This is a genomic window from Floridaenema aerugineum BLCC-F46, assembly GCF_041929345.1.
Classification (GTDB): domain Bacteria; phylum Cyanobacteriota; class Cyanobacteriia; order Cyanobacteriales; family Aerosakkonemataceae; genus Floridanema; species Floridanema aerugineum.
This window is the reverse complement of the sequence record NZ_JBHFNQ010000129.1, coordinates 18,733-30,441: the sequence shown is the minus strand read 5'-3', so window position 1 is coordinate 30,441 and position 11,709 is coordinate 18,733. Positions and strand designations below refer to the sequence as shown.

At 38.8% G+C, this 11,709-nt stretch carries 8 protein-coding genes and 1 pseudogene; 3 read left to right on the top strand and 6 right to left on the bottom strand.

Annotated elements, in window-relative coordinates:
• Nucleotides 1-44: 44 nt before the first annotated feature.
• The 3 genes from ACE1CC_RS17175 to menA are packed head-to-tail and all read right to left on the bottom strand — an operon-like array spanning nt 45 to nt 3,273.
• Nucleotides 45-1,436, bottom strand: a complete 1,392-nt coding sequence (locus ACE1CC_RS17175) for a 2-succinylbenzoate--CoA ligase (protein WP_459563864.1) — start codon at nt 1,434-1,436, stop codon at nt 45-47.
• Nucleotides 1,421-2,368 (bottom strand): o-succinylbenzoate synthase, encoded by a 948-nt coding sequence (locus tag ACE1CC_RS17170; RefSeq protein ID WP_413271649.1) that lies wholly within the window; start codon nt 2,366-2,368, stop codon nt 1,421-1,423. The genes ACE1CC_RS17175 and ACE1CC_RS17170 overlap by 16 nt, the downstream gene beginning before the upstream one ends.
• Complete coding sequence (menA, locus tag ACE1CC_RS17165; RefSeq protein WP_413271648.1) at nt 2,368-3,273, bottom strand: 2-carboxy-1,4-naphthoquinone phytyltransferase; 906 nt, start codon at nt 3,271-3,273, stop codon at nt 2,368-2,370. The genes ACE1CC_RS17170 and menA overlap by 1 nt, the downstream gene beginning before the upstream one ends.
• A gap of 218 nt (nt 3,274-3,491) precedes the next feature.
• Here menA and ACE1CC_RS17160 point away from each other — a divergent pair, with 218 nt between their 5' ends.
• Together ACE1CC_RS17160 and menD are read left to right on the top strand one after the other, a co-directional pair.
• Nucleotides 3,492-4,913 carry an isochorismate synthase gene (locus ACE1CC_RS17160; RefSeq protein ID WP_413271647.1) on the top strand — a complete coding sequence of 474 codons (1,422 nt, stop codon included), beginning with the start codon at nt 3,492-3,494 and terminating at the stop codon, nt 4,911-4,913.
• A gap of 58 nt (nt 4,914-4,971) precedes the next feature.
• The gene (menD, locus tag ACE1CC_RS17155; RefSeq protein WP_413271646.1) at nt 4,972-6,714 is read left to right on the top strand and encodes a 2-succinyl-5-enolpyruvyl-6-hydroxy-3-cyclohexene-1-carboxylic-acid synthase; all 1,743 of its coding nucleotides are present in this window, start codon (nt 4,972-4,974) and stop codon (nt 6,712-6,714) included.
• A 54-nt stretch (nt 6,715-6,768) separates the two neighbouring features.
• Here menD and ACE1CC_RS17150 read toward each other — a convergent pair whose 3' ends face one another.
• Together ACE1CC_RS17150 and tatC are read right to left on the bottom strand one after the other, a co-directional pair.
• Nucleotides 6,769-7,233, bottom strand: a complete 465-nt coding sequence (locus ACE1CC_RS17150; RefSeq protein ID WP_413271651.1) for a Uma2 family endonuclease — start codon at nt 7,231-7,233, stop codon at nt 6,769-6,771.
• Nucleotides 7,234-7,908: 675 nt separating this feature from the next.
• Nucleotides 7,909-8,712: pseudogene (gene tatC, locus ACE1CC_RS17145) on the bottom strand (twin-arginine translocase subunit TatC); the annotation flags it as partial.
• Nucleotides 8,713-8,983: 271 nt separating this feature from the next.
• Here tatC and ACE1CC_RS17140 point away from each other — a divergent pair.
• Nucleotides 8,984-9,220 carry a hypothetical protein gene (locus ACE1CC_RS17140; protein ID WP_413271645.1) on the top strand — a complete coding sequence of 79 codons (237 nt, stop codon included), beginning with the start codon at nt 8,984-8,986 and terminating at the stop codon, nt 9,218-9,220.
• A gap of 133 nt (nt 9,221-9,353) precedes the next feature.
• Here ACE1CC_RS17140 and ACE1CC_RS17135 read toward each other — a convergent pair whose 3' ends face one another.
• Nucleotides 9,354-11,558 (bottom strand): lytic transglycosylase domain-containing protein, encoded by a 2,205-nt coding sequence (locus ACE1CC_RS17135; protein ID WP_413271644.1) that lies wholly within the window; start codon nt 11,556-11,558, stop codon nt 9,354-9,356.
• Nucleotides 11,559-11,709: the final 151 nt, after the last annotated feature.

Below are 11,709 nucleotides of genomic sequence, written 5' to 3'. Positions count from 1 at the left end.
ACCAAACAAAGAAACCTTTGAAGGTACGTTGTTGCGCTTCAGCGCTACAGAAGAGCGCTAAAGCGCAACAACGTACCTTCTATTAATAGTTTGCGGTTGATCTTTCCTTGTGCATTGCGTGGCAAATTTTCTACAGCAATCCACTTTTTAGGATACTTAAATTTACTCAACTTATCTTCAATAGCTATTTTTAAATCATCAATATTAATATCAGGAATTTTAGGAACATAAATTGCTGTAACTATTTCACCCCATTGAGAATCAGGTAAACCAATCACACAAACATCCTCAACCATTTGAGTAGAAATAATTGCCGCTTCCACCTCATTAGGAAATACATTTTCTCCCCCTGTGATGATTTTATTACTGTTACGTCCAACAATTTTTAAGTAACCATTCTCATCAATATATCCTACATCATCTAACTGAAATTCTTCTTTATTAGCAAAGAATTCTGGATAATAACCTACCGTCAAAGAATCAGCTTTAATATTAATAAAACCTGTTTGATTTCTGCCTAATATCTCCCCATTTTCACCTTTAATTATGACTTTGGCATGAGGAAGAATTTGACCACTGGTATTATTTCCTGCCAAAAAAGCTTCGGGTTTCAAAGTGGCAATTTGAGATGCGGTTTCAGTCATTCCATAAGTAGGCGCTAACCGAATCCCGTAATTTCTCGATGTTTCTAAAAGTTCTAACCAAGCTGGTGCGCCGCCTAAAAGTGTTGTTTGAAACCGGGATAACCAAGTAGTTAAATCAGGTTTTTGTAGTAATCGTTGTAATTGAGTGGGAACCAAAGATATAAAAAACTCTGCTGGTTCAATATCATATTTTTCACCATTTTCTAGTAACTTTAAAGTAGAAACAGCTAATTTACCGCCACTGCTAAAAGAGCGCATAAATTGCATTAATCCACTTACATGATAAAGTGGTAAAATACAAAATGAGTTGACTTGTTCTAAATTAAAATACTGCTGAAAACCTATTACTGATGCCATTAAACTTTCCCAAGTGTGCATAGCAAAACGGATTTTTCCCGATGAACCACCAGTGGGGATCATGATTAAAGATGATGGATAATTAGGGATAGATGCTGTAGCTGTTATTGGCGTTTTTCTATAGTCAATCTCTGCCAAATCTCCCCAAATTAGATCCGGTTGTACTAAATTAAAAACCTGTTCCCATTCAGCTTTTACCGAATCTGGATTACATAGAAAAACATGGCAATTAGCAGCAGTTGCAGCAATGAAACTGGCGAGTAATTTTATCGGTTGTCGTTCAGCTATGAGAATTTTTAAAGGTGTTTTTAAATTAGCATTTTGAGTAAGTTCTAAATATAATTGTTGAGCTAATAAAGTAAATTTACGGCTATCATAACCAATTAACCAATTATCATTAGCACGTTTTTCTAAATAGATTAAAGGGTTTTCCATAGAGATGCTAACCATGTTTCTTCATCTTCCTTAAACCAGTGATTAATACCAAAACCTAAAGCGCGATTTTTCGGAGAAATTTCAGCCGCTAATTTTAATGCTGCTTCTCTCCCAATAGTGGTTTCAAATACGGAGGAAAAGACAACATCTAAGTTATTTTGTTGGCAAAACTCTCGCAGATGAAATGGCGAACCAGCAATGCAAGGTTTAATCACGAAAATTCCCCGCCAACCAAGTTGATAACAAGCTTTTAGTTGAGCAATTGTAGCTACTGATTCATCTAATGCTAGGGGTGTAGAATGTGTTTTACTTAACTCTAACATTGCCTTTTCTTCACCAACAGCTAAGGGTTGTTCTAGGAATTCTATTTGCCAATCATCGCAAATTTCTAACCACTCGATCGCTTTTTCCCAATTTAGTCCCCCGTTAGCATCTAATCTTACTTTTGCTTCGTTAGGTAATGCTTGAATTAGCTGTTTAAAAATGCCTATTTCTGCGGTTATTGGTAAAACGCCAATTTTCCATTTAAAAGTGCGATATCCTTCTTGCCAAAGTTTTTCCCATGTATGTAAAGCTGCTTCACCTGTAGGTAATAAAGCACTAAATTGGTGGTTTAAAGTTAGTTTTTGGGGTTGTTTAATTGCTGACCAAGCTGACTGAAAACCGAATTGACAAGCGGGTAATGCGTCGGGAATTAAAAAAATAGTTTCTGTGGTAATTTCCTTCCCTAGTTGGGAACAAAAATCTAAAGCTGCGGCTAAGGTTTCTGAACCAAACCAGGGAAGGGGGGCAATTTCTCCCCAACCAATTGTGCCTGTTTCATCGATTAATTTAATGATGATTCCCTCTCTTTTTTCCCAGTTACCATGACTGGTAGAGAGCGATCGCACAAACGAGCGTTGATAGGGACGAAATTGCAACTGATAAACCATTAAAAACCCGGAATTACAAACCCTAAACCTAACAACAAACCACTCCAGAAATGAAGAGTAACTGCAATAAATTTACAGTTACTCACTTTTTCTGGTTGATCGTGAAATTCAGCAACATGGCGAAATAATTTCAGCGCAAATGGTAAACTAATGAAAATTAACAAAGTCCAAATCGGAAAAATTTGCCAGCCTACAAACATGACAGTTAGTGCATAAATGCTACCGCAAACCCAAGGTAATAATTGTGAGCCTTTTTTAGTACCTAGTCTGACAATTGGCGATCGCTTTCCCGCAGCTAAATCATCTGCAACTTGATGAAAGTGGGAACAAAATAAAATTAAACTAGTGGTAATTCCCACAATTACCGAAGCTGCTATACTGGTCAGAGAAAAGGTTTGAGTTTGGCTATAGTAAGCAGCGGCTATTGCTAAAGGGCCAAAACAAATAAAACAGATGATTTCTCCTAAACCTTGGTATCCTAAACGGAAAGGTGGCCCTTGGTAAGTGTAGCCTAAGAAACAGCAAAGAATGACTATGCCAATTACAGTAAAGTCATGTTGCAGCCAAGCGATCGCGAATATTCCCAAAATCCCCAAAGCTAAAAATAGATTCCCCAGCCAAAAAATCAACGATTTATTACCTGTTAAATTTACCAGAGAATGAGCTTTATTTTCATCAATTCCTGTTTCGGAATCAAAAACATCATTACTTAGATTAATCCAGGCTACAATTAAAATTGCTGATATTAAAAAAGTGGCAAATATTCCCGCATGAATTATTTTTGTTTCGGCAAAAGCTACGGCTGTACCTACCCAAATCGGGATAATAGCAACGCTATACATGGGTGGTTTAATTGCAGCGTACCACAACTTACTGTTTGTCAACTTGATGGAATTGGTAGTCATCAGACAAAATTAATTTGAGTTTCACAATTTTAATCATTTTATGATTTTAATGGAGCAATGGTACACTCAAGATGCGAGCGTTTCCCATGCAAGAATCTGCCAATGCCTCCCGCCTAGCGATGCTGGGACTTGAGGCAGAGTGCTAACTTACTAGAGATACGCTCATTAATTCGGTTTTGGCAACCAAACTTAAAAAAAATTTGCAAACTTTTTTATCCATGCCAGTCACACAGCATCATGCAAATCTGATTCAGGATTGTCAGGAACTAAATCAGTTTCTTTCTGCTTGTAAACAAACCTTAAGTGAGAAAAGACCATCCAAAATCGTCAGTATTTCCTGGGAAGCAAAATCAATTGATCCTCTGGCAGTACTGGATAAAATTTGCCCAGCAGATGAAGTTCATTTTTATGGGGAAAAAGCGAAAAAAGCCGAAGCGATCGCCGCTTTTGGCACAGCAGTCAAATTTAAAGTAGCAGGAACTAATCGCTTTTCTCAAGTGCAGCAGTTTATCGAATCATGCCTTGCCAATACCACCGCTATTGGAGCCTTAGATTTACCATTTTCTGGCCCCCATTTCTTCTGTAACTTTACCTTTTTTGACGAAGATAATCACAGCGATCCTTCATTTCCCTCAGCAATGGTGTTTCTCCCCAAATGGCAAATCTCTTGTCAAAAAAATCGCTGCACAATTGTCAATAACATTCTCATAGATAGAAACCTTAACATAGAAAAAACTTGTGCAACTATTTGGGAAAAATACCAGGGAATTAACCTAACAAAAACCTTAAAATTTTCCCATGTACATGAGTATAAATTTACTTGGCAAACCAAAGATGTTACTGATAAAAGCAACTTCTATTCATCAGTATTATCAGCCTTAGAATTAATTCAGCAGGAACAGATTAGCAAAATTGTTTTGGCTCATGCGATCGATGTCAAAGCACCCAGACCTTTTAATCTAATTCGTTCCCTCCATAACTTGCGACAAAAATACCCTGACTGCCATGTATTTTCCCTCAGTAATGGCAAAGGTAAAAACTTCATTGGTGCTAGTCCCGAAAGGCTAATTAAAACTCAAAATCAAGAATTAGAAACCGATGCTTTAGCCGGATCGGCACCCAGAGGTAAAACTTTAGTAGAAGACGCTTACTTTGCCGAAAAATTACTGACTAGCCAAAAAGACAGAACCGAACATCAAATTGTCAGCGACTTCATCTTTCAACGCTTATCAAACTTAGGTTTAACACCACACAAACTGCCCATACCTAGCTTATTAAAACTATCCAACATTCAGCATTTATGGACACCAATTCGAGGTAAAATTCCCACATCAATTAATCCTTTAGAAATCCTAGCTGAACTGCATCCTACACCCGCCGTTGCTGGCGTTCCTAGAGACATTGCCCTCAAACAAATTCGCCGTTATGAAAAATTTAACCGTTCCGTTTATGCAGCACCAATAGGCTGGATAGATCACCAAGGAAACAGCGAATTTATAGTAGGAATTCGTTCGGCATTAATCGAAAGCGATCGCGCCAGACTTTGGGCAGGTGCAGGAATCGTCGCTGGGTCCGATCCCGAAAAAGAACTAGCAGAAATTCAACTAAAACTCCAAGCCCTTCTCAAAGCCCTAGCTTAAAAAAATCTCCCATCTTCCTCTGCGCTCTCTGCGTCTCTGCGGTTTATTAACTATTTCCATGTCCTTAGACTTTCGTAACACCAACACACTCTGGGCTTCCATTATTACCGAAACCTTAAAACGTCTCGGATTAACCACAGCAATTATTTGTCCAGGTTCGCGTTCTACCCCTTTAACTATCACCTTTGCCCAAGAAAAACAAATAGAAACCATCCCCGTATTAGATGAAAGATCGGCAGCATTTTTTGCTTTAGGAATAGCCAAACAAACCAACTTACCAGTAGCCTTAATCTGCACTTCTGGCACTGCTGGCGCGAACTTTTATCCCGCAATTATCGAAGCGAAAGAAAGCCGCATACCCCTATTAATTTTCACAGCCGATCGACCTCCCGAATTACGAGATTGCCATTCAGGACAAACAATAGATCAAGTAAAAATGTATGGCAATTATCCCAACTGGCAAACCGAATTAGCCACACCTTCCGTAGAAATAGGCATCCTCAATTACTTACGACAAACTATAGTTTACGGGTGGGAGCGATCGCTTTTCCCCACCTCCGGCCCAGTTCATTTTAACATCCCATTTCGTGACCCCCTCGCCCCCATTCCCGATCGTAATACTAATTACTTAAAATCCGCAATTTCCCTACAAAACTTCTTTGATTCTATCCAAAAAAAACAACTAGAATTACCAAACTATCCTTCATATTCCATCCTGCATCATTTGCAAGAATGGCGAAACTCTGAACGAGTAATTATTGTTTGTGGTACTGCCAGCCCACCATTCCCGCAAGAATATTGTCAGGCAATTTCTCACCTTTCCCAAATCTTAAAAGCACCAGTTCTTGCCGAAGGACTATCGCCATTAAGAAACTACAAGCAACTTAATACCTATTTAATTTCCACTTATGATTTAATCCTGCGAAATCAACAAATTGCCCAACAATTAACACCAGAAATAGTCATTCAAATCGGCGATTTACCTACCAGTAAAGAACTGCGGACATGGCTAGAAACCACTCAACCAAAAAGGTGGATAATTGACCCCAGTCATCATAATTTTGACCCACTACACGGCAAAACAACTCATTTACGGATTTCCGTCGAACAATTAGCTAATCATTGCCAATTTGAAGCAAATATTAATAATAAATATCTCCAAATTTGGGGTAATTTTGAAGAAAAAATTAACCAAAAAATTAACCAAAAAATGACAGAAATAGAAAACTTATTTGAAAGTAAAGTTGCTTGGTTAATTTCCCAAAGTTTACCACCAGAAACCACAATATTTATTGCTAATAGTATGTCTGTGCGAGATGTGGAGTTTTTTTGGCAACCAAACAACTCGCGCATCCAACCTTTTTTCAATCGAGGTGCAAATGGCATTGATGGCACTTTATCCACAGCTTTAGGTATTGCTCATCGGCAAAAAAGTAGCGTTATGCTAACAGGAGATTTAGCTTTATTACATGATACAAATGGCTTTTTACTGAGGAATAAATTTGTTGGTCATTTAACAATTATTCTCATCAATAATAATGGTGGCGGAATTTTTGAAATGTTACCTATTTCTAAATTTGAGCCACCTTTTGAAGAGTATTTTGCTACACCACAAGATATAAATTTCGCTCAACTTTGTGCTACTTACAATGTGGAATATGAGTTAATTAATTCTTGGCAGCATTTACAGCAAAGATTGAATCCTTTACCAGAAAAAGGAATTAGAGTTTTGGAAATCCAAACAAATCGTAAAGCAGATGCTAAATGGCGACAAGAAAATTTAGGGAAATTTGCCCTATAGGTACGTAGTTGCGCTTCAGCGCCAAAGAAGAGCGCTAAAGCGCAACTACGTACCTCACGCTTTGGGTAGTTTTGCTTGTTGAAAAAGTTGCTCTGGGGTAAGTTCTAAACCCTCAAAAAGCCGATCGATCAACTGCATTTCTCCCGTATAATTCCGAGGTCGAGAATCAGCGTAAAATACAGTAATACTTCTTGCTTGATAGTCAACTAACCAAACTCTTTGTACTCCTGCTTCTAGGTAAGCGATCGCATCTTCCACCAACTCCCTAAAACTTTTTTCACCAGGCATAATATTAATAATTAACTCTGGTGCGATCGGACAAACTTCATCTTGCAGGGATTCAACAGGCAGATTTTCGTAAGGAATAAAAATTAAATCCGGTGTTGATAACCAATCTTCACCTTGACGAATTAAATTTATTTCCCATTTTATCCCAACTTCTCCTAATTCATCACCCCATACACTCAGAATTTTGTATAAAGCGCCAGTAACTCTGCAATGAAAAAGTTTCGGGAACATCTGCGTTACTGTTAATACTAATTGATTAGATTCAACTTTCTCCTCTGTTAAAGGCAAAGATACTTCTTCCTCTGCGGGAATAGCCTCTATATTGTAACCACCTATTTCCAGATTTTCCTCAGCAATTTCCTCATTTTCAGTTGCTAAACTTTCGTAATCATCTAACTCTAAATCTGGCTGTTTATCCGGCAATCCTGCACTATTTTCTGTGATGAGTTCATGATTAGCCTCTATTTCCATTTTCTCCTCGGAAATTTCTTCATTTTCCCTCGCTAAACCTTCCTGATTATTTAATTCTAAATCTGATTCTTTATCCTCCAATACTGCAACATTTTCTGTGATGAGTTCAGCAACTTTCGCTTCCGGTAATTCGGCAACTACGCCATTTTTATCAGCTTTTCCATTTCCATTTAATTGCTCATCTGCCCAATCTGAAGTACCATTTTGAATTGGTTCCTGTATTGCTACAACTGCGGGTGACTCTTCCCGGCGTTCATTAGACGCAATTTCCCCAAGAGAATTTTCTGAAGAAGTATGAGTAAGTGGTGTGTTTGCTTCTGTCTCTTCTCTTACTTCTGAAGCTGAGGAATTAGGATTTTCATTGGGATTTTTCGGCTTTTTCTTAAAGCGATCGACTATCCATTTAATTAACTTTTGTCCCCCATTCAGATTAACTAATAAGAAAACTAAACCTATTCCACCAAAATATAAACCAATTACTGCTCCCGCTAACAAACTTTGGGTTAAAGGATCGGTAGAAGGTGTTAAAATTGCTCCCAAAACTACCCCACCCATCATTACATATCGCCATGCAGAGAGCATTTGTTTAGCACTTACAATCCCAATAAATCCTAAAATTATTTGAATTACGGGAACTTGAAATGCTAAACCCGTACTTAATAAAAGCAACAAGACAAATTCAAAATACCTATCAATTGACCACAACTGCTCTACAACATCTTCCCCATAATTGATGAAGAAAGTAATCGCAGCTGGAATTAATAGCTTATAAGCAAATACTAATCCCCCTAAAAATAGAAAACTAGAACCTAAAACTACTGGCCCTAAAATCCGTCTTTCACCACGAGTTAACCCCGGCAAAACAAACAGGATTATTTGGTACAAAATAAACGGACTAGCTACCAACAAACCGCTATATCCGGCAACTTTCAAAGATACAAAAAAGAACTCCCCTGGAGCCAATTGCAGAAACTTAATTCCTTGAGCCGGAACTTCTAATAATTGGACAATGGGCTTGACAAAAACGAAACTACCTGCTACTCCCACCGCTACGGCAATCAACGCATAAAAAATCCGTTGGCGTAACTCCTCCAAATGGTCGAATAGGGACATCTCCACTTCGTCGGGGAGTTCATTGAGGTATTTATCCTCGTTGCGATCGCTCACTGGTGCAACTTTGCTGCTAGCTGTTTCCTGAAAATCTGGCTCTCTTGCGGTACTTAACTCTGGTGAAGGCATTGCGGGTTCTTTCTAGTCCAAGACTTTAACTTATTTTATCTATCTTCCACAACTATGGGGCGCTTAAACCAGGGAGAAGGCTTTAATCGAAAATCGATTTTCGATTGACCCTTGTGAAAATTTATGTAACACTGCTCCGAAATGAGTAATTTGTCTACTGAAGTTACTGTTTTAAATAATATGCTGCCAGATTTTGATTTGGCACTTATTAAGTTAAAATCACACAGGTAAGAAAGACAAATTAACAATAATCCAACCAAGGAGTAGCCAAATGCTTAAAATTTGTTTGTACATGAAAGACAACCATGAACAAAAGTCAAAACAACAAATAATTGAATTTAGTAGAATTCCTAATATGGGAGAATTTATCGACCTTGGTTATAATCTCTACCGAGTTTTTTTAGTTTGTCATAGCCCCTATAATGCTGAATATCAAGCCACAGTCGCAGCAGTAAAAACCGACTGGCATAGTTGTGAGACATTAATCGATCAAAACCAAAGATTATAAAAAATACTATGGTTTGATGATATGCCATCTCCAAAAATAAATATGGAAAAACTGAAGTATGAAGGATAAATTGTTATTAATCCTTCATACTAATGGGACGAATAATCAATAGTTTTAAGAGCCAACTTCTGGATTAGGGATGAAACGACTTATGACCGTATTGAGTGAGCATTTGAGCTATTTGGGGATTGTACAACCGTAAATAATTCCAGTAGTTTTCAAATACGTGCTCAACGTAGCCTTTGGTTTCAGGAAAAGGAATATATTCCACAAATTCATCTGGGTCTGTAAATCCCAACTCATTGATCCATTTAGACACATTTCCCGGCCCAGCATTGTAACTGGCAACTGCTAACAATGAGTTATTGTTGTAAGTCTCATGGGTATGGTCTAAATACCAAGTACCTAACCTGATATTATCGTTGGGATTTTCCAAGTTATAATCTTTCACACTGATTTGTTGAGCCACCCACTTACCAGTAGCAGGCATAATTTGCATTAAGCCTACCGCACCAGCAATAGAACGAATATCAGTTTCAAATCGGGACTCTTGTCGCATTAAAGCAGTGACTAATAAAGGATTCAATTCATGCTTTTGCGACCAAGTTTCTGTATATTCCAAAAATGGGAAAGGATAGAGAGATTTCCAATAAAGGGGTAGTTGCTTAAAAGCAGTAATTTCTGCTTCTTCTTCGGGATTATCTCGCCACCAACTGAGGCTTTCTATCTGATTAAGTCCGCGAATATTTTCACCTACAGTTAGCAGTAAAATTCCATCAGTTAATTGTTCTGCTACTGTGGGTTTAATGAAGTTGTCAAACTCAGTTTGCCAAAGCGTCCAAGCATCTTTATCCTGACCTAATTGATGCAGTTCTTGTAATGCTGGCGATCCGGCTGGTAACTTTGGTCTTTCTTGGGGGCGGACTACTTGGGGTAACTTTTGGCGCACGGTGTTAAAATCCCCCACATCTAAGCCCAGCATGGTAGCGGAACGCCAAGCGTAGAAAGAGCCAGGATATTTGGAGAGGACAAATTCAAAGGCACTTTTGGCATCTTGGGAACGTCCTAAGCGCTGGGCCCATTTGCCTATCCAAAAACCCGCTTCTGGGGCTAATTCATGGTCAGGATTTTCTTTAGCAATTGGTTCCGCCCACCGCCAAGCTGCTAAGTAATCACCTCTTTTGGCAATTTCTTTGGCTGATTGCCAACGAAATTCAGTTACGGCATCAGAATTACCGTATTTTTTTAATACTAATTTTCGGATTTGGGAAGCTGATTGGGTACTTCCTAACCTGTCAAGAATTTTGGCTTTTCCTAATAGAGCTTGACCAGCATGAGTGGGGAATTTTTCGATAACTTTATCGAGATAAAATATCGCATCTTCTGGCTTACTACTCATCTGCGCCATCCGAATCAAAGCTAAACCTGTATCTTTAGCTTCTGGGAAAGTATTGATTAATCTTTGATACTGGGCGATCGCACCACTCCGATCGCCTCCCAGTTGTCTTCCCCGCCCCGAACGGTATAAATTCAGCGGCGTAGTTGGCGCACTAGCATAAGCCATTCCCGCCTCATCATACTCTCGCCTTTGCCAATAGGTAAAAGCAATTACTTCCCAATCTTTTGCTGTTAATTGCCCCCGGAATTTAGTTGTTAATTGATTGATTGTCCGACTAACTACTTTGTCATCATGAGAATAATGTAGTAACATCCTCCACAATGGCAATTGTTGCGGGTCTTTTTTCAAGCGTTCCTGAACAATTTCCAAAGTCCGGGGATGATTGGGAAATTTCGCGATCGCTTGTTCCCAAAGTTGGGCATCCTTGCGCCCCAAAACAAACAACGCCTCCGCCGCTACCGGATTATCTGGATAATTTTTGAGCAATTGTTTCCAAGCTGCATTAGCTTTCTTTTGATCTTTAATACTCTCATAAGCTTGAGCGCGTTTGAGAGCAATATGCGGCGCTAAAACTGAATATTCTTTTTCCAACCCTTCCAACCAAGGGAGCGCTTCTTTACCTTGTCCACGCTCAATTAAATCACTCGCCAACAAATAACGCGCTCGACTGCGATCGGACGTTTGTGCTGCTGTCAATGCTACCACTGGTACCGATGAATTCTGACCAATTTCTAACAGCTTTGTCACTCGTTGTTCTGGTGGTAAACTAACTAAAGGCAGAATTTCTGACTTCGGCTCCAAGTTAAACTGACCAGTCATTGCTCCCGACTGTTGCCAATCGCTCCATTTGTTGGTGACAACACCAACTCCTATGAGTAAAGCAGACATTCCTACACCAATAACCAGAGGAATTGGGTGGTTTTTCAGTGGCTTTCGCATCTTTAGTTCTCACAACCCAACAATCACAGCATCTTGTTTTGATTCAATATTCCATATCCAAAAAAACAAGATGGGAGTAAGTCTACATGATTATGGTTTGTTAGGGTAGAGAGTAAAGATACCTCAAGTTGATCGATACTGTTACAGATAC

Excerpts from the sequence above, each read along its gene's own strand:
- ACE1CC_RS17140 (WP_413271645.1), top strand. The coding sequence starts at position 8,984 with ATGCTTAAAATTTGTTTGTACATGAAAGACAACCATGAACAAAAGTCA.
- ACE1CC_RS17170 (WP_413271649.1), bottom strand. The coding sequence starts at position 2,368 with ATGGTTTATCAGTTGCAATTTCGTCCCTATCAACGCTCGTTTGTGCGA.
- ACE1CC_RS17135 (WP_413271644.1), bottom strand. The coding sequence starts at position 11,558 with ATGCGAAAGCCACTGAAAAACCACCCAATTCCTCTGGTTATTGGTGTA.
- ACE1CC_RS17150 (WP_413271651.1), bottom strand. The coding sequence starts at position 7,233 with ATGTTCCCGAAACTTTTTCATTGCAGAGTTACTGGCGCTTTATACAAA.
- ACE1CC_RS17160 (WP_413271647.1), top strand. The coding sequence starts at position 3,492 with ATGCCAGTCACACAGCATCATGCAAATCTGATTCAGGATTGTCAGGAA.
- menD (WP_413271646.1), top strand. The coding sequence starts at position 4,972 with ATGTCCTTAGACTTTCGTAACACCAACACACTCTGGGCTTCCATTATT.
- menA (WP_413271648.1), bottom strand. The coding sequence starts at position 3,273 with ATGACTACCAATTCCATCAAGTTGACAAACAGTAAGTTGTGGTACGCT.
- ACE1CC_RS17175 (WP_459563864.1), bottom strand. The coding sequence starts at position 1,436 with ATGGAAAACCCTTTAATCTATTTAGAAAAACGTGCTAATGATAATTGG.